The sequence below is a fragment of the Mesorhizobium sp. M0983 genome (genome assembly GCF_040318975.1).
Classification (GTDB): Bacteria; Pseudomonadota; Alphaproteobacteria; order Rhizobiales; family Rhizobiaceae; genus Mesorhizobium.
In genome coordinates, this window is sequence record NZ_JAMYNH010000011.1 from 127,214 (window position 1) to 150,282 (window position 23,069).

Annotated in this window: 23 protein-coding genes; 12 read left to right on the forward strand and 11 right to left on the reverse strand. The window is 63.5% G+C overall.

Going from position 1 to position 23,069, the window contains the following annotated elements:
* The first annotated feature begins 4 nt into the window (after nt 1-4).
* Entirely contained in the window at nt 5-2,260 is a 2,256-nt protein-coding gene (locus NKH71_RS20790) for a GumC family protein (RefSeq protein ID WP_352895307.1), read from the forward strand.
* Nucleotides 2,261-2,281: 21 nt separating this feature from the next.
* Here the strand turns inward: NKH71_RS20790 and NKH71_RS20795 are convergent, their stop codons facing one another.
* The gene (locus NKH71_RS20795; RefSeq protein ID WP_352895308.1) at nt 2,282-3,511 is read right to left on the reverse strand and encodes a GNAT family N-acetyltransferase; all 1,230 of its coding nucleotides are present in this window, start codon (nt 3,509-3,511) and stop codon (nt 2,282-2,284) included.
* A gap of 89 nt (nt 3,512-3,600) precedes the next feature.
* Here NKH71_RS20795 and NKH71_RS20800 point away from each other — a divergent pair, with 89 nt between their 5' ends.
* Nucleotides 3,601-4,659 carry a polysaccharide deacetylase family protein gene (locus NKH71_RS20800; protein WP_023717308.1) on the forward strand — a complete coding sequence of 353 codons (1,059 nt, stop codon included), beginning with the start codon at nt 3,601-3,603 and terminating at the stop codon, nt 4,657-4,659.
* Here the strand turns inward: NKH71_RS20800 and NKH71_RS20805 are convergent.
* Nucleotides 4,656-4,883: a DUF2842 domain-containing protein gene (locus NKH71_RS20805; protein ID WP_023717309.1), complete on the reverse strand. Its 228-nt coding sequence runs from the start codon at nt 4,881-4,883 to the stop codon at nt 4,656-4,658. The two genes, NKH71_RS20800 and NKH71_RS20805, sit on opposite strands and share 4 nt — an antisense overlap.
* A gap of 151 nt (nt 4,884-5,034) precedes the next feature.
* Here NKH71_RS20805 and NKH71_RS20810 point away from each other — a divergent pair, with 151 nt between their 5' ends.
* Nucleotides 5,035-6,123, forward strand: a complete 1,089-nt coding sequence (locus tag NKH71_RS20810) for a COX15/CtaA family protein (RefSeq protein ID WP_352548173.1) — start codon at nt 5,035-5,037, stop codon at nt 6,121-6,123.
* Here NKH71_RS20810 and NKH71_RS20815 read toward each other — a convergent pair.
* From NKH71_RS20815 to speB, 3 genes are read right to left on the reverse strand one after another with little or no spacing between them, the layout of a single operon-like run.
* The gene (locus NKH71_RS20815) at nt 6,113-6,952 is read right to left on the reverse strand and encodes an aminoglycoside phosphotransferase family protein (protein WP_023717310.1); all 840 of its coding nucleotides are present in this window, start codon (nt 6,950-6,952) and stop codon (nt 6,113-6,115) included. The genes NKH71_RS20810 and NKH71_RS20815 overlap by 11 nt on opposite strands.
* Nucleotides 6,953-7,879 carry an N-acetyl-gamma-glutamyl-phosphate reductase gene (gene argC / locus NKH71_RS20820; RefSeq protein WP_023717311.1) on the reverse strand — a complete coding sequence of 309 codons (927 nt, stop codon included), beginning with the start codon at nt 7,877-7,879 and terminating at the stop codon, nt 6,953-6,955. It abuts the gene before it with no gap.
* A gap of 22 nt (nt 7,880-7,901) precedes the next feature.
* A complete protein-coding gene (gene speB, locus NKH71_RS20825; RefSeq protein ID WP_352481211.1) occupies nt 7,902-8,909 on the reverse strand; it encodes an agmatinase in 1,008 nt (335 codons plus the stop codon).
* 303 nt (nt 8,910-9,212) lie between these two features.
* Here speB and NKH71_RS20830 point away from each other — a divergent pair, with 303 nt between their 5' ends.
* Nucleotides 9,213-10,262 carry a glycerophosphodiester phosphodiesterase family protein gene (locus NKH71_RS20830; RefSeq protein ID WP_023717313.1) on the forward strand — a complete coding sequence of 350 codons (1,050 nt, stop codon included), beginning with the start codon at nt 9,213-9,215 and terminating at the stop codon, nt 10,260-10,262.
* 263 nt (nt 10,263-10,525) lie between these two features.
* Here the strand turns inward: NKH71_RS20830 and NKH71_RS20835 are convergent, their stop codons facing one another.
* Complete coding sequence (locus NKH71_RS20835; protein WP_023717314.1) at nt 10,526-11,398, reverse strand: aldo/keto reductase family oxidoreductase; 873 nt, start codon at nt 11,396-11,398, stop codon at nt 10,526-10,528.
* Nucleotides 11,399-11,493: 95 nt separating this feature from the next.
* Between NKH71_RS20835 and NKH71_RS20840 the strand changes: the two genes are divergently transcribed.
* Nucleotides 11,494-12,450 (forward strand): LysR family transcriptional regulator, encoded by a 957-nt coding sequence (locus tag NKH71_RS20840; protein ID WP_023717315.1) that lies wholly within the window; start codon nt 11,494-11,496, stop codon nt 12,448-12,450.
* 22 nt (nt 12,451-12,472) lie between these two features.
* On the opposite strand, the gene rpsI is transcribed toward NKH71_RS20840, so the two are convergent.
* The 3 genes from rpsI to NKH71_RS20855 all read right to left on the reverse strand — a co-directional run bounded on the left by rpsI (nt 12,473) and on the right by NKH71_RS20855 (nt 14,100).
* Entirely contained in the window at nt 12,473-12,955 is a 483-nt protein-coding gene (rpsI, locus tag NKH71_RS20845) for a 30S ribosomal protein S9 (protein ID WP_023717316.1), read from the reverse strand.
* A 1-nt stretch (nt 12,956) separates the two neighbouring features.
* Nucleotides 12,957-13,421, reverse strand: a complete 465-nt coding sequence (rplM, locus tag NKH71_RS20850; protein WP_023717317.1) for a 50S ribosomal protein L13 — start codon at nt 13,419-13,421, stop codon at nt 12,957-12,959.
* A 214-nt stretch (nt 13,422-13,635) separates the two neighbouring features.
* A complete protein-coding gene (locus NKH71_RS20855; RefSeq protein ID WP_023717318.1) occupies nt 13,636-14,100 on the reverse strand; it encodes a PaaI family thioesterase in 465 nt (154 codons plus the stop codon).
* Nucleotides 14,101-14,249: 149 nt separating this feature from the next.
* Between NKH71_RS20855 and NKH71_RS20860 the strand changes: the two genes are divergently transcribed.
* Genes NKH71_RS20860 through NKH71_RS20875 form a run of 4 tightly spaced genes read left to right on the forward strand, consistent with a single transcriptional unit; the run spans nt 14,250 to nt 16,810 of the window.
* On the forward strand, nt 14,250-15,071 hold the full coding sequence (locus NKH71_RS20860) for an enoyl-CoA hydratase (RefSeq protein WP_023717319.1): 822 nt from the start codon (nt 14,250-14,252) through the stop codon (nt 15,069-15,071).
* 9 nt (nt 15,072-15,080) lie between these two features.
* On the forward strand, nt 15,081-15,503 hold the full coding sequence (locus tag NKH71_RS20865; protein ID WP_023717320.1) for a VOC family protein: 423 nt from the start codon (nt 15,081-15,083) through the stop codon (nt 15,501-15,503).
* A gap of 12 nt (nt 15,504-15,515) precedes the next feature.
* Nucleotides 15,516-16,292: an AAA family ATPase gene (locus NKH71_RS20870; protein ID WP_352895315.1), complete on the forward strand. Its 777-nt coding sequence runs from the start codon at nt 15,516-15,518 to the stop codon at nt 16,290-16,292.
* On the forward strand, nt 16,289-16,810 hold the full coding sequence (locus NKH71_RS20875; protein ID WP_023717322.1) for a CoA-binding protein: 522 nt from the start codon (nt 16,289-16,291) through the stop codon (nt 16,808-16,810). The genes NKH71_RS20870 and NKH71_RS20875 overlap by 4 nt, the downstream gene beginning before the upstream one ends.
* Before the next feature lie 55 nt (nt 16,811-16,865).
* On the opposite strand, the gene NKH71_RS20880 is transcribed toward NKH71_RS20875, so the two are convergent.
* Nucleotides 16,866-18,485 (reverse strand): PLL family lectin, encoded by a 1,620-nt coding sequence (locus NKH71_RS20880; RefSeq protein ID WP_023717323.1) that lies wholly within the window; start codon nt 18,483-18,485, stop codon nt 16,866-16,868.
* Nucleotides 18,486-18,845: 360 nt separating this feature from the next.
* Here NKH71_RS20880 and NKH71_RS20885 point away from each other — a divergent pair, with 360 nt between their 5' ends.
* Together NKH71_RS20885 and NKH71_RS20890 are read left to right on the forward strand one after the other, a co-directional pair.
* Nucleotides 18,846-20,129, forward strand: coding sequence for an O-acetylhomoserine aminocarboxypropyltransferase (locus NKH71_RS20885; protein WP_023717324.1), 1,284 nt, complete (start codon nt 18,846-18,848; stop codon nt 20,127-20,129).
* 5 nt (nt 20,130-20,134) lie between these two features.
* Entirely contained in the window at nt 20,135-20,485 is a 351-nt protein-coding gene (locus NKH71_RS20890) for a cupin domain-containing protein (RefSeq protein ID WP_352640074.1), read from the forward strand.
* 33 nt (nt 20,486-20,518) lie between these two features.
* Here NKH71_RS20890 and NKH71_RS20895 read toward each other — a convergent pair whose 3' ends face one another.
* Nucleotides 20,519-21,766, reverse strand: coding sequence for a cytochrome P450 (locus NKH71_RS20895; RefSeq protein ID WP_023717326.1), 1,248 nt, complete (start codon nt 21,764-21,766; stop codon nt 20,519-20,521).
* Nucleotides 21,767-21,961: 195 nt separating this feature from the next.
* Here NKH71_RS20895 and NKH71_RS20900 point away from each other — a divergent pair, with 195 nt between their 5' ends.
* On the forward strand, nt 21,962-23,065 hold the full coding sequence (locus NKH71_RS20900) for an NAD(P)/FAD-dependent oxidoreductase (protein WP_352895309.1): 1,104 nt from the start codon (nt 21,962-21,964) through the stop codon (nt 23,063-23,065).
* Nucleotides 23,066-23,069 lie beyond the last annotated feature (4 nt).

The window sequence follows — 23,069 nt, forward strand, 5'->3', positions numbered from 1 at the left end:
ATGCATGTCCGTTCAATCCGCGGCCGCAGATGTCGACGTCGATCTCAGGCAGCTTTTCGCCAGCCTGGCGCGAAACTGGCTGCGCATCCTTGTCGTCGCGCTGGCTGTAACCGGCCTGGCCTTTGCGCTCGCCTGGCTTGCAACGCCCGAATACAAGGCGGCAGCCAAGCTGGAGATCGGGCCTCGAGAATCGGAGTTCACGCGGCCAGCCGGTGCCAACGGCAACGAGCGGTCGATTCCCGACGAAGAGGCTGTGGCCACCGAGGTCCAGATCATTTCGTCCCCTGACATCCTCAAACAGGTGGCGGCGAAGCTCAACCTCGCGAAATTGCCCGAATTCGACGAGGCGCTGAAGATGTCGGCGCTGAGCCGCACCCTTGTCCTCGTTGGCTTGAAAAGCGATCCCTTCGAGATTCCGCTGGAAGAGCGCGTGCTGGACGCAATGCATGACAAGCTCAACGTCTATGGCGTTGAAAAAACCCGCGCGATCGCTATCGAGTTCTCGTCAGAGGATCCACAGCTTGCCGCCGCAATCCCGAACGCCATCGCAAACGCCTATATCGCCTCCAAGGGCAACGCCAAGCTCGAATCGAATTCCGCCGCCACCGACTTTCTGGCGCCGGAAATCGCGGACCTGCAGAACCGGGTGAAGGAGGCGGAGGCCAAGGTTGCCGCATTCCGTGCGCAGTCCGATCTTTTGATGGGCGGCAACAATTCGGTGCTTGCCACCCAGCAGCTGTCCGAATTGTCGAGCGAACTGTCACGGGTACGCGCCAACCGCGCTTCGGCGGAAGCGACCGCCGACAGTGTGCGCAGGGCGTTGCGCAATGGCGGCTCGCTGGATGCCGTTCCAGAGGTGTTGTCTTCCGACCTGATCCAGCGCCTGCGCGAGCGGCAAGTCGAACTCAAGAACAACATCGCCGACCTTTCCACCACCTTGCTCGACAATCATCCGCGCATCCGTGCGCTGAAGTCGCAGCTCGCCGATCTCGACCGCCAGATCCGCAACGAAGCGGAAAAGATCATGAAGGGTCTGATGGCGCAGGCCGAGACGGCGAAGGCACGAGAGGCTCAACTCGTGGCCGACGTCAACACCCTGAAGGCGGCGTCCGCCCGCGCCGGCGAAGAGCAGGTGGAACTCGATGCCCTGCAGCGCGATGCCGCGACCAAGCGCCAGCAACTCGATCTCTACTCGTCCAGCTATCTCCAGGCGGCCGCACGCAAGGATCGTAACTACCTGCCTGTCGACGCTCGCCTATTTTCGGAGGCCCGGGCGCCGACCGAACCCTATTTCCCCAAGATTGGTCCGATTGTCGGTGCGGCCTTTGTCGGCTCGTTGCTCCTCATGGCGATCGTCACGTTGCTGCAGGAACTGTTTTCCGGCCGCGCCATGCGTCCGGCCGCCGGTGCCCATTTCGAACGCATCGAGCAGGTTGCGATGCCGGCTGTCCAAGCCGAACGCGTAGTGGCCGAGCCCGGCCCGCCGGTTGCCCGGCCCGAACCGGCAGTCGCCGAGATCGACCAGCTCGGTGAGTCCGACAACAGTGTCACTGAAACCAAACTGGAGCCGGAACCCGTCGCGGTGGCGGAAGCGGCTGCCGAGAAAATCGAACCGGAGTACTCTGAGATGGCTGCTGCAGACATTGAACCGGCACGTTCCACCCTCGGTGAGGTCGACATCGACAAGGCCGCGGAAAAACTGATCGCCACCGGTGCCGCCCGCGCCATATTCGTGTCGCCGGAAGGCGACGAGGCGGCTGCCTCGGCGGTGCTGGTGGCGCGCGCAGTCTCTGACGCCGGGCTACGCGTGCTGCTGCTTGATCTCACCGCTTCGGGTGCTGCCTCGCGGCCGATGCTGGACAGCGGGCTGTTTCCGGGCATCACCGATCTGCTCGCCTCGGAAGCGCAGTTCAGCGATGTGATCCACCCCGATCTCTATTCGGACTGCCACGTGATTCCCGTCGGCACAGCCGATCCGGTCCGTGCCATGCGCGCCGCCGACCGGCTGCCGATCATCATGCAGTCGCTGACCACCGCCTATGACCTGGTCGTTGTCGAATGCGGACCAGCGGACGCGCTAGGCATCAGCCGCCTAGTGGGCGAGGGCACCGAGGTGCTGCTCTCCATGCTGGAGCCGGACGACGAGGTGACGCAAGCCGCAGTCGCGCTCATCGAGAGCGGCTATCCCGACCTGACGCTGGTCACGCCAATCGGCCATGTGGCGCCGGGGCCAATGCCGGGGCGGCGCTCGGCCGCCTGAGGCAGTTTTCTCAAATCGAAATCAGCTGTCGTCTTCGCCTGCGGCCGGTGCTGTCTGTCCCACAGCCTTGCGGCGCAGCAGCTTGGTCAGCTTCCAGACCATTGGGCTGTGCTTGATGAATGCTTTCAGGCTTGCGCCGTGCCTGAGCGCAAGCGCCAGCGCGCGGCCCTTCAGCGTCAGCGGAACCAGCACTTCGAAATGCTGCGTTTCGACATCGCACCACAATCGCTTGTAGGGTTCGTCGCCGACTGAGAAATCATAGATTTCAAAACCCGTTTCGCAGGCTTCCTGGATGTTCTCGAAGAACAGGAAGTCGCCCGGGCTGGTGTGTGCGAGGTCGTCCTCGGCGATCGCCCCGAATTCGCAGATCAGCCGCTTGCCCGAGCGGCTCGACCCGGTGACCGCACGAAGCTTGCCGGCGACTTCCAGCCCATGCAGCACGAAGCACGGGTTTTCCTCTTGAAGCGCTTCGGCAAACAGCGAGCGGAAAAAAGCGCGTACCTCCGCTTCACCGAAAACATTGACGATGCCCATCTTGCGGAAGCGGAATTCCTTCATCTCGAAAAAGGCGTCGAGCAGCCTGTTCACCTCGTCCGCAGTCCTCGCCTCGATGCGACGATAGCTGCCGACGGCCTCGAACTTGCGCGCCTGCGAGCGATGCTTCTTGCGCCTGCGCTTGCCGCTCACCCGGGTGAGCAGTGCATCAAACCCTCCGACAAGACCGGCGGCCAGCGACAGATTGGGGCTCGAAAAATGCGGCAAGGCGGAGAGCGGGTTGGCAACGCCGTCGAGATCAGGCAGCAGCCGCTCTAGCGCGACAAGATCGATGTCGCGCCGCGCCTTGGCAATCGCGGCCAGCATAGAGCGGATCGCCGCGATATCGGCATTCGCCAGCCATTGCGGGTCGGAGGCGGCAAAATTGCCGTTGGCATGGCGGCCGCCCATAAAGCGGGCGATGCGGAATGCCCCGCTGTGGGTGACCTCCAGCGCCAACGAGAAAACCGGCCTGTCGTCGGCGCGCAGCGTCGCAACGACAACGTCGGCGCCGGTATGTGCGGCCCAGTTCAGGATCCAGCCTGCGCTCTGCGCCGGGGCAAAAAGCGCCGAACGGCAGAATTCGGCGTACGCCGCCAGCGCCGCACTATCGGCAACCGAGGTCGACAGGCCGGCGTTGCCGGCCGGCAAGGCACACGGCGACGCCTCGCTGCTTGCCAGCCGATTGCCGTCAAATGACGCGGTGGCGTCAACCATACCTCAATCCTTAGGGCGTATTCGTCGCGATTGGGGGTCCGCGCAGGCGCATTCCATGCTTGATGAGCTTAGGCGCAAAAGGTGAATGAATGATCGACGGGGGCGAGGCAATCCGCAAACTGGCGCTCAATCTCGCCCGCTATTCCGGTCTTGCGCCGCTGGCCAAGCCGTTCATCGGCGGCCTTGGCGCCATCCTGATGCTGCATCGGGTCACCGCGACGCCGGAAAAGCCGAACGGCGTCAACCGCCACTTGAACATCGCGCCTGGGTTCCTCGACATCGTGATCGCCGACATGAAGGCGAACGGCTACACGTTCGTTACTCTGGACGAGGCAATCGAGCGCATCAAGGCTGGCGACAAGGACGGCCAGTTCGCGACGATCACCGCCGACGACGCCTATCGAGACAACATGACCGAGGCGCTGCCCGTGCTGGAGAAGCACGGCGCGCCGATCACCATCTACGTCGCGCCGGGACTGATTGATGGCGCTGCCGATTTGTGGTGGGACGTGGTCGAGGACATCGTCAATGCGCGCGATCGCCTGACGCTGACGACGCCGGACGGCCCGGTGACGATCGATTGCTCGAACCCAGGAAAAAAGGTCCAGGCCAATGCGCGCCTGCACGCTCATCTGACGCTGAAGGTGCGCGAGCAGGACCAGCGTGCGGTATTGCGCGATCTGGCGCGTTCGAACGGCATCGAGTTGGGCGGTTCGCGCCCGAACACGCTGATGAACTGGGACGAGCTCCGCACCATGGCCGCGCACCCGCTGGTGACGATCGGAGCGCATAGCGTCAATCATTGCAATCTGAAGCGGCTTTCCGAGAGCGACGCGCGGCATGAGATCGGCGACGTCAAGCGCATATTGCAGGCCGAACTCGGCGAGGAGCCGCGCCATTTCGCCTATCCCTACGGTTATGCCAGCGCCGTCGGCCGTCGCGAAGTGGGCCTTGTCCGCGATGCCGGCTATGCCTCGGCCGTGACGACCCGCCACGGCATACTCCGCGCCGAGCATGCCGGGTTCCTGCATGCCCTGCCGCGCATTTCGGTCAATGGCCGCTATCAGAGCGTCGCCCACATCCGAACAATGTTGTCGGGCGTGACGACGCCGCTGGCCAATGCCGGCAAGACGGTGGTGACGATCTAACTGTTGCCTCGGCCCTTCGGCCGCGGCTCCAGGATCAGCCATTTGATGATGCCCATCGCCGGCAGCACCCACAAAAGCCCGCTCAGCAGGAAGAAGATGAAGTGCGCCAGCGGCCCGGACTGTGACAATTGGGCGACTGCCACGATCGAGGCGACCATCGCATAGACGACGACCAGCAGTACCAGCAGGAAGCTTCCGATCAGCTTTTTCAGGCGAATGGGCATAACGCGATCTCGTTGATCGCTATCGCTTAAGCCGAACAGCCAATACGCGCAACCCGCCAGAAACGGCGCGACGGCGTGCCGCGCTGTCCGGTCTTGCAAGCCGGGTTGCGATGGTTCACCAATCCGCGACTTCAACTGCCGGGACAAAGCCATGGCTGCTGCCAATGCTGTGCCTTTCGCAGCCCGCGATCGCGACCTTCGCAACCGCGCGCTGGTACGTGGTTGGCTCTATGTCGTGCTCCTCGTGCTGTTTGCGCTGGTGGTGGTCGGCGGCGCTACGAGGCTCACCGATTCGGGCCTGTCGATCACCGAATGGCAGCCGATTCACGGCGTCATCCCGCCACTCAATGATGCCGAGTGGCAGGAGGAGTTCCTGCGCTACCAGCAGATCCCGCAATATGCCGAACTCAACAAGGGCATGAGCATCGAGGCGTTCAAGTCGATCTTCTGGTGGGAGTGGGTGCACCGCATCCTGGCGCGTAGTGTCGGCGTGGTCTTCGCCCTGCCGTTGCTGTTCTTCTGGGCGACGCGCCGCATCGAGCGCGGCCTCGGCACGAAATTGTCGGGCATCCTCCTTCTCGGCGCCCTGCAGGGCGCGATAGGCTGGTGGATGGTGGCGTCCGGGTTGGCCGACCGGGTTTCGGTCAGCCAATACCGGCTGGCGACGCATCTGACGCTGGCGGCGCTGATCTTCACGGCGACCATGGTGGTCGCGCGCGGACTGGCCCCACACTCCGAACCGGCCGCCGACCGATCGACGCAACGTCTGGCCGGCTTTCTGGTGCTGCTGGCGCTGGTCCAGATCTATCTCGGCGGGCTGGTCGCAGGGCTCGATGCCGGCTTGAGCTACAACACCTGGCCGCTGATGGACGGCAAACTGGTCCCCGGCGACCTGCTGCTGCTCGAGCCGGCATGGCGCAATTTCTTCGAAAACCCGAAGACGGTGCAGTTCATCCACCGGGTCGGCGCCTACACGATCTTCGCGGTCGCGCTCTGGCACATGATTGCGACACGCCGGCGTCTGCCGGGCACGACGCATGCCCGACGCGCGACGCTGCTGTTCCTGATTGTCGTGGTGCAGGCGTCGATCGGCATCGGCACCCTATTGATGCATGTGCCGCTGCACATGGCCCTGACGCATCAGGCATTCGCGCTGTTCCTGCTGGGTTTTGCCGCCGCGCACTGGCGCGGCACCAAGGGCGCTTATCCGCTGCCCCACGAGATTGCTCTCAGAGGCTGAGCCGCACCGTCCGGATCGCCATGGCGATCGCCAGCTCGCGGTCCTCGTCGACCGCATTGCGATCTTCATGATGCCATGCAGCCGACAGGCAGCCATAGGCGATGGCGTGGTCCAGTATCGCGGGCGGCGACTGGCCGAGCGTTGCGGCAAAGACTTGCGCCATATGGCCGATCCGCCGCGTATCGAGGCAAAGATCGTCTCGGTCGAGTGGGTTGTAGAACATGTTGGCCGCGTCGAAGCCGGGGTCGCCGAGAACGCCCTTCGGGTCGATCGCCAGCCAGCCGCGCGGACCGTGCATGACGTTGTCGTGGTGCAGGTCGCCATGCAGCGGCCGCACGTCATGCGGATTGGACAGCAGCCGTTCCGCGATTTCGGCTGCTTCGACATACAGGCTCTTTTCGCCGGCGGCGCGATCGGCCTTGGCCTTTTTGAACAGGCTGGAGAACCGGGTCCGCAACGGCTGGAGATCCGGCGGGGCAGGGTGCTTCGACGGCGAGACCAGTCTTGCCATTACCTCGGCCGCGATCGCGGTGGCGGCATTGTCGCCTTGTTCGGCAAGATGGTGTGACAGCATCCTGTCGCCGGCGTATTCGAGCAGCATGCGGTGGCCGTCGCGGCCGAGCAGCCGCACCGCGCCTTCGCCGCGTCGCCAGGCGAGGAAATGCTCGCCACGCAACTCGTCCTCGACATCGTCGAAAGGCTTTAGATCCTTGACGATTGCCGGTGAGTCGTCCTCGCGAGCAACCTTCCAGATGCGGCTGCTGAAGGTTTCGGCGATGAGTTCGGGCGCGCCGACCTTCCAGCGCTTCGGAAATGCCGGCGCATCCATTCAGAGGCCGAGCATCAGATCCATGTTCTGCACGGCTGCACCCGAGGCACCCTTGCCGAGATTGTCGTAGACGGCAAGCAGCAGCGCCTGCGCCCTGTCGTCATTGGCAAAGACATAGAGCTTCATCCGGTTGGTGCCGTTGTAGATCTCCGGATCGATGTCAGGCATGCGTTCCTGATGCAGATACGGCGCCACCTCGACCACGCCACGATCAATGGAAGCAAAATGGTCGGCGATCGCCGCGTGAAGCTCAGCGCCGGTCGGTACATGGTCGAGACCGCCGAGTTGCAGCGGCACTACCGTGATCATGCCTTGCGCGAAATTGCCGACTGCCGGCTGCATGATCGGATCCTGCGAAAGCCTGGCATAGGTCCTGAGCTCCGGCACGTGCTTGTGCTGCAGCGTCAGCCCGTAGGGCAGGAATTCCGACGCATCCTCGCCCTTGGCGACATAATCCTCGATCATCGGCCGGCCGCCGCCGGAATAGCCAGAAATGCCGTTGACGGTGACCGGAAAATCGGCTGGCAACAGCCCCGCCGCAACCAGCGGCCGCAGCGTCGCGATCGGTCCTTGCGGCCAGCAGCCCGGATTGGCGACGCGCTTCGCCGAAGCGATCTTCTTCGCCTGGTCCTTGTCCATTTCGGCGAAACCATATTCCCAGCCCTCGGCGACGCGATGTGCCGTCGAGGCGTCGATCACCTTGGTGGTGTCATTGGCGATCAGCGAAACGCTTTCCTTGGCTGCCGCGTCCGGTAGGCAGAGGATCGCGACATCGGCGGCATTGAGGAACTCGGCGCGCGCTGCCGTTTCCTTGCGGCGCTCAGTCGGGATGGAGATGATTTCCAGGTCGCCGCGCTCGGCAAGCAGCGCCCTGATCTGCAGACCGGTGGTGCCGTGCTCGCCGTCGATGAAGATTTTCGGTTTCATTGCCTGCCAAAATTCCTGTTAGCTATATGCCGCTTGCCTGATTCAATCCGGCAACGCTGTGATTGCCCTGGTTCATTTCCTCGAGCCGGGCCTTTCGTTCCGCCAGCAGCCCGAGATAGTGCATGGCCACCATCGAGCCGGCAATTGCCGTTATATCGGCGTGATCATAGGCTGGCGCAACCTCGACGACGTCGGCGCCGACGATATCGACCTGGTTGATCTGGCGCAGCACCGACAGGATCTTTGCCGAAGACGGGCCTCCCGCTACCGGCGTTCCGGTGCCGGGCGCAAAAGCCGGATCCAGGCAATCGATGTCGAAAGTGACGTAGGTCTTCTTGCCGCCCGTACGGTCGACGATGGCATAGGCGATGTCGGACGCCCGCATTTCCTCCACTTCATGGCCATACAGGATCTTGATGCCGAACGTATCGGGCGCGTGGGTGCGGATGCCGATCTGGATCGACCGGTCGGGGTCGATGATGCCCTCCTTGACCGCACGGCCGACGAAGGAGCCGTGATCGATGCGCTTGCCGTCGTCGGGCCAGGTGTCCTGATGAGCGTCGAACTGCACCAGGGCCAGCGGGCCGTAGATGGCGGCATGCGCCTTGAGCAGCGGCCAGGTGACGAAATGGTCACCGCCGAGCGATAGCAGAAAGGCGCCGGATTTCAGGATCCTCGCCGCTTCGCGTTCGATCGTGGCAGGGGTCTTCTGGTGATTGCCGCTGTCGAGCAGGCAATCGCCAAAATCGACCACGGCAAGCTGTTCGAACAGGTCGCGCGAAAACGGATATTGCGGATCGTTGTCGAGGATGGCCGACGCGCGGCGAATCGCCTGCGGTCCGAAACGCGCGCCCGGCCGATTGGTGACCGCCGCGTCGAAGGGAATGCCCCACACCACCGCATCGGCGCCCTTCACGTCCTTCGAATATTTGCGCCGCATGAACGACAGCGCGCCGGCATAGGTCGGCTCGAACGACGCGCCCGTCCTGGAGCGGGTGGTGAAGGCGTGATCGATGGTCCTTGGCGGCATGAAGCGATCTCCTGTGCGTCGACGCGCAACCTTATTGGCCATAATTCTCAGAATTGCGACCCCTTCGGAAGAACATGGCTATTCGGCCCGGTCACAAATCCTTGCTTGCCAGGAGAGCCCCGCATGGCTGGCCCGGAGATTGCCTAGTTAGCAACCGAAAGTAGCCGCTACGGCCGTTTCGGCCGGCATTAACCTGATTTTCCAGCGTTTGCGAAGCCGGCTTCGTTCACTAGGCTGTCACGAGCGTCGCTTAACCGGGTGTCGATCCGGTACGGAGCGATTCTCATGCGAACGACCTGTCTCATGCGAACGACTTGGCTGAGCCTTCTGCTTTCCGCGGCGCTGGCGGCCTCCCTTGGCCATGCATCGGCAGGCGAAACGCGCGCCAGGCAGATTCTCGACCGGTTCGAGCACGCCAACCAATGGCGCGACCATGTGATGGTGGCCGCGCACCGCGCCGGCGGCATGCAGGCCGGCAAGACGCTCTATCCCGAAAATTCGATCGCCGCCGTCGAGGCGTCGATTGCAATGGGCGCCGAAATCGTCGAGGTCGATATCAGGCGCTCGAAGGACGGACAGTTCGTCGTCATGCATGACAGCTGGCTCGACCGCACCACGAACTGCAAGGGCGAGGTGGTCAAGCGCACGCTGGCCGAACTCAAGACGTGCCGGTTGGTGATCGAAGGCACCGGCGCCTTTACGGGCGAGACAGTCTCGACGTTGCGCGAAATGTTGATGGCGACCAGGGACAGGATCCTCATCAATCTCGACAATAAGCTCGATACCGAAAGCCTCGCCGGCATGGTCGCGGTCGCGCGCGACCTCGGCATGGCCGAACAGGTGATCGTCAAGGAGAACCTGTGGGATGCGGAGAGGATCGCCACGGTTGCGGCCGCCATGGACGCGATCGACGGCGGCTTCCAGTTCATGCCGATCATTGCCGACGATGCGGTTCACGACGCCATGTTTGCCGAAAAAGTCAGCCGGGCGTTCCCGGTGCGGGCGATCGAACTGATCAATTGGCGGGCTGGCGCCGAGACACTGACCGAGACCGGCGGCCCGCTGTTCAGCCCGCGCATGCGCGCGCTGGCGGTGAGGGGTGACTGGCACATCTGGGCCGACACCTATGCCATCGTCAACAAGCCGGGTGGCTTCCTCGCCGGTGGCCGCGGCGACGAGCTGGCGGTCGCGGCCAGCCTGCCGCGCGAGACTTATGGCTTCTGGGTCGAGCGCGGCGCCACCATCATCCAGACCGACGAACCGAAGGCCGCCATCGATTGGCTGGCGGCGAACGGTTTTCGCGTGCCCTATGCCGGCCCGGCCGAGCCGGCGAATACGGCCAGCATTAACTAGGAGCGGCGGTCGCGCTGCCAATCTCCCCCCTTGTGGGGGAGATGCCCGGCAGGGCAGAGGGGGGCGCTGTCCCTCCAGCCTATCGGGTCGATTGAGATTGCAATTGGCGTCAATTGTCACGCAGGGTTCAACAAGAGGCAGGCGATCCTTCGCGCCCCCCTCTGTCCTGCCGGACATCTCCCCCACGAGGGGGGAGATTGGCTCATCACCGCCTTCGCTAGTCTCCAACACCGGCTGGCGGCACCTCGCGCCTCGTGCGCAGGTCAAGCGGCCATCGCCACGCCCTCTAGCGCCTCGAGCGCATCCTCCGGCAGCGCGAGATCGCCTGCGGCGAGGTTCTCCCTGAGATGCGCAACTGAAGACGTGCCGGGGATCAGAAGAATGTTGGGCGCGCGGCGAAGCAGCCAGGCGAGCGCGACCTGCATGCGCGTGGCGCCGAGGCGTGCGGTGACCTTGGACAAGGTCGACGACTGCAGCGGGTTGAAGCCGCCAAGCGGGAAGAACGGCACATAGGCGATGCCGCCGTGGGCCAGATCGTCGATCAACGCATCGTCGCCCCGATGCGCCAGATTGTACTGGTTCTGCACGCAGACGATCTTGCAAATCCTGCGGCCTTCGGCGATTTGTGCAGCGGTGACGTTGCTCAGCCCGATGTGACGCACAAGGCCCTGTCGCTGAAGCTCGGTAAGCGTTGCAAGCGGGGCCTCGATCGACCCTTCGGCGGGGCCATGCGCGTCGAACATGACTCGAAGGTTGACCACCTCCAGCACGTCGAGCCCGAGATTGCGCAGATTGTCGTGCACCGCCTTGGTCAGCTCGTCGGCCGAGAAGGCCGGCAGCCATGCTCCGTCCCGGCCGCGCCGGGCGCCGATCTTGGTGACGATAACGAGGTCGTCGCGATAGGGTGCGAGCGCTTCGCGGATCAACAAATTGGTGACGTGTGGGCCATAGAAGTCGCTGGTGTCGATGTGATTGACGCCCTGCGCAACGGCTTCGCGCAGCACGGCCAATGCCGCATCGTGGTCCTTTGGTGGGCCGAAGACGCCGGACCCTGCGAGCTGCATGGCGCCGTAGCCGAGCCGTCTGACTTTGCGGTCGCCGAGGATGAATGTGCCGGACTGGTCGACGCTGGACATAGTCTTTCTCCTTCAGGGAATGGTGCACAGATAGACGGTGTCCGATCTCGCGATAATTGGGTACAATTCGCACGGGCTGTGCGGAATGACGAACAATGCAGATTGATCTCGGGGATCTGAACGCCTTCGTGGCCGTAGCGCGCGCCAAAGGTTTTCGGGATGCGGCACGCGCCAGCGGCGGCAGTGCGTCCGGCTTGAGCGAGGCGGTGCGCCGCCTGGAGACGCAGCTCGGTGTCAGGCTGCTCAACCGGACGACGCGCAGCGTCGTCCTGACGGAGGCCGGCCAAGGCTTGCTGGCGCGGCTCGGTCCAGCCTTGACCGAGGTGGAGTCGGCGCTGGACGTGGTGAACGGCTTTCGCGACAGGCCGGCCGGCTCGCTGCGCCTCAATGTGCCGGTCAGCGCGGCGCGACTGGTCCTGCCCAGCATCGTGCCGCGGTTCCTTGCCGCCTATCCCGGTATCCGGCTGGAGGTGATCGCCGAGGAGAGCTTTGTCGACGTGCTGGCGGCCGGCTGCGATGCCGGCATCCGTTACGACGAGCGGCTGGAACAGGACATGATCGCCGTGCCGATCGGGCCGCGCGTGCAGCGCTTCGCCACCGCCGCCAGCCCGGCCTACCTGGATCGTCATGGCCGGCCGCAACACCCGCGCGACCTGCTCGGCCACGCCTGCCTGCGCGGCCGCTTTCCCAGCGGTGCGATAACGCCATGGGAGTTCGAGCGCGACGACGAGGTGGTGCGGGTCGATCCGACGGGGCCACTGATTGTGGGGATCGGCGGAGCAGCCGATTTAGCCGTTGATGCAGCGATCGCCGGCACCGGAATCGTGAAGCTGTTCGAGGACTGGCTTCGCCCGCATTTCGAGAGCGGTGCACTCGAACCCGTCCTCGAACCCTGGTGGCAGAGCTTCTCCGGGCCGTTCCTCTACTATCCCGGCCGGCGCCTCGTACCGGCGCCGCTGCGGGCGTTCGTCGACTTCATCAAGGCATTGCCGATGAACTCTGACATCACGGGCACGGCACAAAGAAAAAGGCCACCCGAAGGCGGCCTTTGAACTCTGTGTAGCTTCGCAGCGCTTAGCGCTTGGAGAACTGGAAGCTCCGGCGGGCCTTCGCCTTGCCGTACTTCTTGCGCTCGACCACGCGGCTGTCACGGGTCAGGAAGCCGCCCTTCTTGAGCACGGCGCGCAGCGCCGGCTCGTAATAGGTCAGCGCCTTGGAGATGCCGTGGCGCACGGCACCGGCCTGGCCGGAGAGGCCGCCGCCGATGACGGTGGCAACGATGTCGTACTGGCCGGCGCGGTTGGCAGCGATGATCGGCTGGTTGAGGATCATCTGCAGAACCGGGCGCGCGAAATATTCGGCGAACACCTTGTCGTTGACGACGATCTTGCCGGAGCCGGGCTTCACCCAGACACGGGCGATGGCGTTCTTGCGCTTGCCGGTGGCATAGGCGCGGCCCGATTTGTCGAGCTTCTGGACATGGACGGGTGCAGCCGGCTGGGTGTTGGTGTTGCCGGTGGCAGTTCCGAGTTCTGCGAGCGAGGAAAGCTCAGCCATCTTACGAAACCTTCTTGTTCTTGGCGTTCAGCTTGGCCACGTCGAGGACGACGGGCTGCTGGGCGACATGCGGATGTTCCGTGCCTGCATAGACGCGGAGATTCTTCATCTGGCGACGGCCGAGCGGGCCGCGCGGGATCATGCGTTCGACGGCCTTCTCAACGACACGCTCGGGAAAGCGGCCCTCGAGCAGCTGCCGCGCGGTGCGTTCCTTGACGCCACCGGGGTGACCGGTGTGCCAGTAATAGACCTTGTCGGTGAACTTCTTGCCGGTGAACACCACCTTGTCGGCATTGATGACGATGACGTTGTCGCCGTCGTCGACATGCGGGGTGAAAGTGGGCTTGTGCTTGCCGCGAAGATGATTGGCGATGACAGTGGCGAGACGGCCGACGACGAGACCCTCGGCGTCGATCAGCACCCACTTCTTCACCACATCCGCAGGCTTCTGCGAAAAGGTTGTCATGGATTGTTGCTTTCGGTTCGGACCTTCAAAAGAAGGCGTTTCTTGTTGCTTGGATTGGCGAAAGGCACTTGCCCGCCGCCAATAACAAAACGGCGGCCTTTGCGGGCCGCTGTTCCGTGAGGGCTTATAGGAGAGAGCGGCGACTACGTCAAGGCGCGTGAAAAGCCATCTCTGGGCTAAAATCAAGCAAAAACAATGATTTGAGCACAAGGTATTATTTTACCACATCTCCAATCCGCTTTGGCGGGATCGAATAGGTGCCCGTTGCGTGCGCTACCGTGTGTCCCTCCGGGCCGGCGACGATGTCGATATCGAACACCATCAGGCTCTTGCCGAGCTTGAGGATGCGGCAATGGCCGTCGATCGGCCCGGCCTCGGCCTTGCGGACAAAATTGATGTTGAGACTGGTGGTGACCGAAAGTGCATCCGGTCCGGCATGCGAGAGCACGCAGACATAACCGCCTATGTCGGCCAGCGTGAACAGCGCCGAACCCGATACGGTGCCGCCGGGACGCAAATGGCGCTCGTCAGCATTGAGCCGCACAACACAGCCGCCTGGAAACACCTCCAACGCCTCGTAGAAGGTGAACTGGTCGTTGAGCTGCGGGAAAACAGTCGCCACAAGCGCGTTGACGTCAGCAGCCGTCAGCACCGGCTTGAGATTGCTTTGAGCAGGCATGGCGGTCTCTCGTTGTGCCTGCCTGTTTGAGCGCAGCGTGCCGTTTCTGGCAACAGCCATTCATTATGGCAGAGGCGGAGTGTTGGACGAAGCGAGACCCGCATACTAGATTAGTCCATCACCGATCCGGAATCGCGGAGGAATGACCCATGGCCGAAATCGTCGCCATCAAGCCTGCCGTTGCTGAAGGGCCGGTCGCCGCCCGGCTGGATAAGGGCGTGTTGCGCCTGACGCTCGCCAATCCGCCGGCCAATGCTCTTTCGCTTTCAGTGATGGCGGCGCTGATGGCGGAACTCGACCGCGCCAAGGCCGACAAGTCCGTCCGCGTCATCGTCCTTGGGGCGGCCGGCAAAGTGTTCTGCGCCGGGCACGACCTCAAGGAGTTAAGCACGCACCGCGCCGATGCCGATCACGGCAGGGCCTTCTTCGAAAAGACGTTTTCCGCCTGCGCTTCACTGATGCAGGCGATCGTTCGCCATCCCAAGCCGGTGATCGCCGAAGTCGACGGCCTGGCGACGGCGGCCGGATTGCAGCTGGTCGCCAGCTGCGATCTCGCCATCGCTTCGCACGAGGCGACCTTCTGCACGCCGGGCGTCAATATTGGACTGTTCTGCTCGACGCCGATGGTGGCGCTGTCGCGCAATGTCTCGCGCAAGCACGCCATGGAGATGCTTTTGACCGGCGAAACGATCGAAGCGGCAACCGCTAAGGAATTCGGCTTGGTCAACCGCGTCGTGCCGCGCGAATATCTGAATCAGATTGTCACCAAATACGCGCAAACCATTGCGTCCAAATCGTCCTTGGTCGTCAAGATCGGCAAGGAAGCCTTTTATGAGCAAGCGGAAATGGGGCTGGCCGAGGCCTATGATTACACCGGGCGCGTCATGGTCGAGAACATGCTGGCGCGCGATGCGGAAGAGGGCATTGGCGCCTTCATTGGCAAACGCAAGCCGGAATGGCCGGAGGAATAGGAGGCGGATATGGAACCGCGCATCTCCATCATCACCATCGCCACCGACGATCTCGACCGCGCCACGCGCTTTTATGAGGCGATGGGCCTGACCCGCCATGCCGGGATCACCGAGGGCGTTGCTTTCTTCCAGATGGGTGGCGCCATCCTTGCCCTGTTTCCGCGCCCAAGCGCCGAGGAGGATTCAGGCGTGACCTTCGGCAACGCGCCGTCGGCCGTCTACCTCGCCTACAACACCCGCTCCGACGCCGAGGTCGATGCAGTGTTGGCGCTGGCCAAGAAGGCCGGCGGCCGTATCGTCAAGCCGGCGCAACGGGCCTTCTGGGGTGGCTGGTACGGCTATTTCGCCGATGCGGACGGGCATGTCTGGGAAGTGGCGCACAATCCGGCTTTTCCGATCGCGGAAGACGGATCGATTTCGCTGCCGGCCTGACGAGGTTCCCCTCTGGCTCATCGCAAGCAACTGACGCGGCTGAAGGCGCCCTATCTGAAACGCATCCTGATCGAGCCCAGCCGGGTCGTCGATTGGGAAAAATATCCCTGGGACCTGCCGATCTTTCACGGCCATGAATTCGAGCTCGAATTCACCACGCCGATCACCATCATCGTCGGCGAGAACGGCACCGGTAAATCGACGCTGCTCGAAGCGATCGGCGCGCTGGCCGGCTACGACGAGGCTGGCGGCGGCAAGGGCTACATGCCGGTCGATCACTCCCGCGCCGTCGACAAGAGCGGCGCAGCGCTGGCGGCGACGTTGCGCGGCCACTGGCTGCCGAAGGTCACCGCCGGCTGGTTCTTTCGCGCCGAATCCTTCTATTCGGTTGCCCGCTATGTAGATCAGGCTGCCATCGACGCCCATGAGGCGCCGCCCGACTTCCTTTCCTGGTCGCATGGCGAGGGTTTCATCAGATTCTTCGAGGAGCGCTGCCGCCGGCAAGGCATTTACATCCTCGACGAGCCCGAAAGCGCCTTGTCGCCGACGCGCCAGATCGAACTTCTCAAGATGCTGCGGCGGATGGACCAGTCCGGCACGGCGCAAGTGATCATGGCGACACATTCGCCGCTGCTGATGGCCTGTCCCGGCGCGCGGCTGTTCCGCATCAGCCGGTCCGGGCTCGACCCGACCGATTTTCACGACACCCATCATTTCCGCGTGATGCGCAATTTTTGCAACGATCCAGATGGTTTTCTCGCCGAAGCGCTGTATGAGGACGAGGCATGAACCACGACGCTTACGACAACGCCTATATCGCCGGCATCCTCAATTCGGTGAAGACCATCGCCATGGTCGGCGCGTCGGCTAATGACGTGCGGCCGAGCTATTTCGTGCTGAAATATCTGCTCGGCAAGGGCTTTTCGGTGTTCCCGATCAATCCCGGCCAGGCCGGCAAGGAGATCCTAGGCCAGATGACCTTTGCCAGGCTCGCCGACGTTCCGGGACCTGTCGACATGGTCGACGTGTTTCGCGCGTCCGCTGCCGTGCCGGGCATTGTCGACGAGGTGCTGCGGCTCGATCCGCTGCCGAAGGTCATCTGGATGCAGCTTGGCATACGCCATGACGAGGCGGCCACACGCGCCGAAGCCGCCGGCATCAAGGTGGTGATGAACCGTTGCCCCAAGATCGAATATGGCAAGCTGTCGGGCGAGATCGGCTGGACCGGCGTCAATTCCGGCGTGCTGTCGTCGAAGAAGCCGCTTATGCGGCCGGGATTCCAGAGTTTCGGCGTTCGCCAGAAGTAGGTTCCCGCATCCCCATCTGGGAGAGCGGGAACCTCATCGTGCCGCCCGCCGATCGCTAGTACCGGGTCCACTGTCCGCCTTCGTACCAGAAGGCGGCCGAGATCCGTCCGCCGCCGTCGACCCACCACAGCTCCATGCTACTCGGGATACGGGAGACCGCGGCAATACCGCCATTGGTCGCGGCGCTGCCGTCCGGCGCGAGCTGATAACGGGTCCACTGTCCGCCCTCGTACCAGAACGCGGCCTCCATCGACCCATTCGGCCCCGTCCACCACACTTCCATACTGCCAGGGATGCGGGAAACTGCGGCAATGCCGCCATTGATCGCGGCGCTGCCGTTCGGCGCGAGCTGATAGCGGGTGGGCTGGCCGCCTTCATACCAGAAGTTGGCTTCGACCGATCCGTGCGGCCCGATCCACCAGAGCTCGAGGCTGTTCGGGATGCGCGACAGCGTGGCGATGGTGCCGCCGACGGCGGCGCTGCCGTCCGGTGAAAGCTGATACCGCGTCCATTGGCCGCCCTCATACCAGAAGGCGACTTCGATCGAGCCGTTGGGCCCGATCCACCAGACCTCCATGCTGTTCGGGATGCGCGAGACGGCTGCGATACTGCCGCCGCGCGCCGCGCTGCCGTCCGGTGCCAGCTGATAACGTGTCCACTGGCCCCCTTCGTACCAGAAGGCCGCCTCGATCGAGCCGTTGGGACCGATCCACCAGACCTCCATGCTGTTCGGGATGCGCGATACCGCTACGATGCCGCCATCGGGAGCGGCGCTGCCGTTCGGCGCCAGCTGATAGCGGGTCGGCTGGCCCCCCTCGTACCAGAAGTTGGCTTCGACCGATCCAGCTGGGCCGATCCACCATTCCTCCATGCTTTGCGGGATACGTGAGACGGCGGCGATGGCGGTGCCAGGCGCGGCACTTCCGTCCGGTGCCAGGCGATAGCGGTTCCAACGGCTACCGTCGTACCAGAAGCCGACCTCGATCGACCCGCTGGGGCTGGCCCACCAGATTTCCATGCTTCCCGGAATGCGGGCCAGCGATGCGATGCCCTTGACGCCGGGCACGTCGCGCAACGTCCCGACGAAGGTGATCCGGAAGATCAGCTCGTAGGTTCCGCCGTCGCCTTCGATGATCATGCGCCGGTCCCTGACGCCGAAATCTATCAGGTCTGCCCCCTCCAGCCTGAGCTCCTGCGTGCCGAGATGGTCGTCGTCGAGCGCGAAGGGGATCGGCAGGTCGATGCCGTTCAACACGCTGCCGATGTCGCTGGTTAGCCGCGCCGCGCGATTGCGCGGGTCGGGGTCACCGAGCGACGCCGTAAGCGAGGCCGCCCCCCTGATGCTCACCAGGTTCCGGTATTGATTTGGCGAGCCGTTGTCCTGCTCCATCAGCGAGACGACAATTGCCACGTCGGCCGGATTCTGGATGGGCTGAGGGGTTCCGTTCGTGCCCCAGAACGGTTGCCCGTTCACGGTGACGGGATGCTCGTCATCGTCGTCCATGTCCTCGAAGATGCCGAAGCTGAAGACCTGGAGGTCCGGCACGGCGGGCAGTCCCGGCGCGGTGGGGCGCATGTTCGCCACGCTCACCAGGACGTAGACTTCGTCGGAAGCCGAAAGCTCGTTGGTCTCGTTGAGGCACTTGATGCTTTGCAGATTGATCAGCAGCGTCATTGAGATACTCCTTGAATAATCGCCTTTGTCCATCAGCGGATGCTTGGGAGTCCCATGGTTGTTGCCATGGTCGGAGGCAGTAAATTGCTGCCGACGCGCAGGCTGACAGAGCCGGACTTACGGATGGCTTATGGAAGAAGGCGGCGGCTTCGCGGGGTGGCGAGCCGGCGAAGCAGGCTTGTGGCGGGGAGCCACGCCGGCCCAATCTTTTGCGAGGCGCAAATCCATTCTCCTCAGCCCGCGATGCCCGAGCCGGTTGCACCGAAGGAACAAGTCGGCTGGAATTTTTCTCCTTTGCATTCGCGCCAATGATCGGCCAACAATGCCGGCCGTATCAGTGGGCAGGAGAGGAATATCGACATGGTTCAGCGCACGCCCGGGTTCAACACGCTCGCCGTCCATGCCGGCGCCAAGCCGGATCCGGCGACTGGGGCGCGAGCGACGCCGATCTATCAGACGACCTCCTTTGTCTTCGACGATGCCGACCACGCCGCCTCGTTGTTCGGGCTGAAGGCGTTCGGCAACATCTACACCCGCATCATGAACCCGACACAGGCGGTGCTGGAAGAGCGCATCGCGGCACTCGAAGGCGGCACGGCAGGCCTTGCGGTCGCCTCCGGCCATGCCGCGCAGGTGCTGGTCTTCCACAATCTGATGCAGCCCGGCGACAATTTCGTTTCAGCGACAAAGCTTTACGGCGGCTCGATCAACCAGTTCGGCCACGCCTTCAAGAATTTCGGTTGGCAGGTGCGCTGGGCCGACACCAATGACATCTCGACCTTCGAGAGCCAGATCGACGACAGGACCAAGGCGATCTTCATCGAAAGCCTGGCCAATCCGGGCGGCGTCTTCGTCGATATCGAGAAGATCGGCGACATTGCCCGCAAGCACGGCCTGCCGCTGATTGTCGACAACACGCTGGCCTCGCCCTACCTGCTGCGGCCAATCGAGCATGGCGCCGACATCGTCGTGCATTCGCTGACGAAGTTCATCGGCGGCCATGGCAATTCGATCGGCGGCGCCATTGTCGACGGCGGCACGTTCGACTGGTCGAAGTCGGGCAAATATCCGATGCTGTCGGTGCCGCGCCCCGAATATGGCGGCCTCGTCCTGCATGAGACCTTCGGCAATTTCGCCTTCGCCATCGCCGCGCGCGTGCTCGGCCTGCGCGACATCGGCGCGGCGATTTCGCCGTTCAATGCATTCCTTATCCTGACCGGTCTGGAAACCTTGCCGCTCAGGATGCAGCGCCACTGCGACAATGCGGCGGCGGTCGCCGGATGGCTTTCCAACCATCCCAAGGTCGCCTGGGTGTCCTATCCCGGCCTGCCCAGCGACAAGAACAATGCGTTGCAGAAGAAGTACTCGCCGCTGGGCGCCGGCGCGGTGTTCACTTTCGGGCTGAAGGGCGGCTACGCGGCGGGCATCAAGTTCGTCGAGGCGCTCGAGCTGTTCTCGCACCTGGCCAATGTCGGCGACACCAAGTCGCTGGTCATCCACCCGGCATCGACCACGCATCGCCAGCTTTCCGACGAGCAGAAGATCAATGCCGGGGCAGGGCCGGACACGGTCAGGCTTTCGGTCGGCATCGAGGACGTCAACGACATCGTCGCCGATCTGGAACAGGCTCTCGCCAAGGTCTGATCGCCATGACCACGCCGAGATTTCTTTCCGTCGGCGTCGACACCGTCGCACCGGAACTTGGCGCACCCGCGCCGGATCGCCTGATTTCGGGCGATCCGAAATTCCGCACCTGGAATGTCGAGGAACAGGACGGCGGCCTCTATGCCGGCATTTGGGAAGCGACGCCAGGCAAATGGCGCATCGAATATGATGAATGGGAGTTCTGCCACATCCTGTCAGGGGTTTCGGTGATCGCCGAAGACGGCGGCAAGGCGCGCACCGTCAAAGCCGGCGATAGTTTCGTGCTGAGGCCGGGCTTCAAGGGGAGCTGGGAAGTGCTTGAAACGACTCGCAAGGAGTATGTGATCAAGCTTTGATCGCCTGTCGGCTGAGCCTATCGGATCGAATCCTCAAAAGCCCACGGCGAGCGTTTCCAGCCCATGGAAATGATAGCTGTCGCGAAAGCGTGGTTGTTCGGCAAGATGCAGCTGCGGCAGGCGTTCGAACAAGGTTTTCAGCGACACCTGCAATTCGAGCCGGGCGAGCGGCGCGCCGATGCAGAAATGAATGCCGGCGCCGAACGACAGGTTTTTCTGGTCGGCGCGGTCCGGCCTGAAGGCGAGGGGCTCGGTAAAGGCGACGGGATCGCGATTGGCCATGCCGAGCAGCAGACCGATCGTCTCGCCAGGGCCTACGATGATCCCAGGCCCAGCCTCGACCTCCTGATAGGCATAACGCGTGAACATGTGCAGCGGCGCGTCGAAGCGCAGGCACTCTTCGACCGTCGCGGCTGTTGCTTCCGGTGAGGCGAAGAAGCGGCGCGGGTCGCCGCCTTGCGCAAGGATCGAGCGCACCGCATTGCCGGTCTGGTGGACGGTTGCTTCATGGCCGGCATTGAGCAACAGGATCGCCGACGATACCAGCTCGTCCTCCGACAGTTTCTGGCCATCCTCCTGTGCCGCAATCAGCAGCGACAGAAGATCCTCGCCCGGCCTCTTTCGCCGCTCGGCGACGTAGCCGCGCAAAAAATTCGAAAAGTCGCGCGCGGCGCGATTGGCCGTGTCCTCCGTCTCGCGGGTGCGGCCATGCATGTACATGGCGACCATCCGATGCGACCAGTCGAGCAGCTGCGGACCCATGTCGACCCGTACGCCGAGCATCTCGGCAATGATGGTGATCGGCAAGGGAGCTGCGAACGCCGGCAGCAGGTCGACTTCCCCTGGTTCGAAACGGTCGATCAGTTCGTTGGCCAGCGCCTCGACGCGCGGCCTGAGCCGCTCGACCTGGCGCGAGACGAAGGCCCGGTTGACCAGCGTTCTGAGCCGTGTGTGGACGGGCGGTTCCAGCTCCAGCATCGAATTGGCCTCGATGCCGTCGAAGGCGCTGAGATGCGTGCGATCCTGGCCGATGCCCCGGCTGTCCGGAATGCCGGCCGGGTTCTGCCGGCCGAAGCGGCGATCGCGCAGCAGACGGTTGACGTCGTCGAAGCCGCCAAAGCACCAGAAACCAAATTCTTCCCAGAAGATGGCGCTCGATGCACCGTGCAGGTAAGCGTAGGCTTCGTAAGGGTCCTGAAAAAAAGCCGGCTCGTGCGGATCGAGCCGCAGTCGGCGGGTGGCTGGATCAAAGGCAAGGTAGGGCGGCTTCAATTCGGTCATGCCAGACCATTAGCGCATGACCCCGAAAACCGGAATCGGTTTTCGGAAAGGATCATGCGCAGATTCAAAGTGTTGGAGCGTCCTTTGCGCGTCGAAGGACGCGCGGCGCTCCAAGGCTTGCCAGTCTGGTGCCAGACCGTATGTTGGCCCTCCCGTGAGGTGAGCCACCAAAGCGGTTGTGGAAGGACGGTTTTCATGAATGTGATCGTGGTCGGTGCAGGCATTGCCGGGCTTTCCACGGCGTGGTCGCTGGTCAAGGCCGGTCACCTCGTCTCGATCGTCGAGCAGGGACCGATCCCCAATCCGCTCGCCGCCTCCGGCGACCACCATCGCATCATTCGCCGCGCCTATCGGGCCAGGACGGGCTACGGCCGGCTGATCACCAACGCCTATGAAGCCTGGGACGAAATGTGGGCCGATCTCGGCGAAAGCCATCTCGATCCGCGCGGCTTCATCTGTATTTCGCGCGAGCCGGGAGATGAGGCCGAGGAATACCGCGAAGGCATGGAAGCCGGGAACTACCCGTTCGAATTGTTCGAACCGGACGCCGCGGTCGACCGCTGGCCGTTCCTAGAACCCGGTTCATTCCGCTATGCATATTTTTCACCGGACGGTGGCGCCTTGCACTGCCGCAAGATCGCCTCGGGCCTCACCAGATGGCTGCGCGCGAACGGCGCCAATGTCTACGAAAACAGCAAGGTGGTCGAGATCGACGCCGACGCCGGACATGTCGTGCTTGCGAGGGGCGAAACGATGCAGGCCGACCGGATCGTCGTCGCTGCCGGCGCCTGGGTGCTAAAACTGTTCCCGGAGCTGGATGGCGAGCTGAAAACCTGGCGCACCGCGCTCGCCTATGTCGAGCCGCCGGTGGACCTGAAGGCAGCCTGGCAGGCAGCACCGGTTGTGCTCGACGTCGGTGGCTCCGTCGACGGCTACGTGATCCCGCCCTCCGGCGGCGCCGGCATGAAGTTCGGCTCAGGCCTGCACCGAGTACCGACCAGCGATGCCGACTGGAACCGTCAACCGGTACCGGGCGAGGGTGAGGCGATCCGCAACCTGTTTTCGCCGCCGATTGCCCGTATCGCGGAGTACAAGGTCACCGAGGTGGTCACCTGCGCCTACACCTTCACCGCCGACCAGAAATTTCTGGCCCACCAAAAGGGCAGATGCCTGGTCGTCTCGGCCTGCTCCGGCCACGGCTACAAGTTCGGCGCGGCAGTTGGCAGAAGGGTTGCGGCCTGCGTCGGCGATGGCGATGTCGACGGCCTGAAGAAATGGCTCAGGGCCGAGGCGGCCTGAGCGC

Bases quoted from the DNA above. Each gene is read 5' to 3' on its own strand.
- NKH71_RS20835 (WP_023717314.1), bottom strand. From the start codon at position 11,398: ATGTCCAGCGTCGACCAGTCCGGCACATTCATCCTCGGCGACCGCAAA.
- NKH71_RS20900 (WP_352895309.1), top strand. From the start codon at position 21,962: ATGAATGTGATCGTGGTCGGTGCAGGCATTGCCGGGCTTTCCACGGCG.
- NKH71_RS20860 (WP_023717319.1), top strand. From the start codon at position 14,250: ATGGCCGAAATCGTCGCCATCAAGCCTGCCGTTGCTGAAGGGCCGGTC.
- rplM (WP_023717317.1), bottom strand. From the start codon at position 13,421: ATGACAACCTTTTCGCAGAAGCCTGCGGATGTGGTGAAGAAGTGGGTG.
- NKH71_RS20800 (WP_023717308.1), top strand. From the start codon at position 3,601: ATGATCGACGGGGGCGAGGCAATCCGCAAACTGGCGCTCAATCTCGCC.
- NKH71_RS20830 (WP_023717313.1), top strand. From the start codon at position 9,213: ATGCGAACGACTTGGCTGAGCCTTCTGCTTTCCGCGGCGCTGGCGGCC.
- NKH71_RS20840 (WP_023717315.1), top strand. From the start codon at position 11,494: ATGCAGATTGATCTCGGGGATCTGAACGCCTTCGTGGCCGTAGCGCGC.
- NKH71_RS20890 (WP_352640074.1), top strand. From the start codon at position 20,135: ATGACCACGCCGAGATTTCTTTCCGTCGGCGTCGACACCGTCGCACCG.
- NKH71_RS20815 (WP_023717310.1), bottom strand. From the start codon at position 6,952: ATGGATGCGCCGGCATTTCCGAAGCGCTGGAAGGTCGGCGCGCCCGAA.
- speB (WP_352481211.1), bottom strand. From the start codon at position 8,909: ATGCCGCCAAGGACCATCGATCACGCCTTCACCACCCGCTCCAGGACG.
- NKH71_RS20880 (WP_023717323.1), bottom strand. From the start codon at position 18,485: ATGACGCTGCTGATCAATCTGCAAAGCATCAAGTGCCTCAACGAGACC.
- NKH71_RS20795 (WP_352895308.1), bottom strand. From the start codon at position 3,511: ATGGTTGACGCCACCGCGTCATTTGACGGCAATCGGCTGGCAAGCAGC.
- NKH71_RS20895 (WP_023717326.1), bottom strand. From the start codon at position 21,766: ATGACCGAATTGAAGCCGCCCTACCTTGCCTTTGATCCAGCCACCCGC.
- NKH71_RS20885 (WP_023717324.1), top strand. From the start codon at position 18,846: ATGGTTCAGCGCACGCCCGGGTTCAACACGCTCGCCGTCCATGCCGGC.
- NKH71_RS20810 (WP_352548173.1), top strand. From the start codon at position 5,035: ATGGCTGCTGCCAATGCTGTGCCTTTCGCAGCCCGCGATCGCGACCTT.
- NKH71_RS20805 (WP_023717309.1), bottom strand. From the start codon at position 4,883: ATGCCCATTCGCCTGAAAAAGCTGATCGGAAGCTTCCTGCTGGTACTG.
- NKH71_RS20875 (WP_023717322.1), top strand. From the start codon at position 16,289: ATGAACCACGACGCTTACGACAACGCCTATATCGCCGGCATCCTCAAT.
- NKH71_RS20855 (WP_023717318.1), bottom strand. From the start codon at position 14,100: ATGCCTGCTCAAAGCAATCTCAAGCCGGTGCTGACGGCTGCTGACGTC.
- argC (WP_023717311.1), bottom strand. From the start codon at position 7,879: ATGAAACCGAAAATCTTCATCGACGGCGAGCACGGCACCACCGGTCTG.
- NKH71_RS20790 (WP_352895307.1), top strand. From the start codon at position 5: ATGTCCGTTCAATCCGCGGCCGCAGATGTCGACGTCGATCTCAGGCAG.
- rpsI (WP_023717316.1), bottom strand. From the start codon at position 12,955: ATGGCTGAGCTTTCCTCGCTCGCAGAACTCGGAACTGCCACCGGCAAC.
- NKH71_RS20865 (WP_023717320.1), top strand. From the start codon at position 15,081: ATGGAACCGCGCATCTCCATCATCACCATCGCCACCGACGATCTCGAC.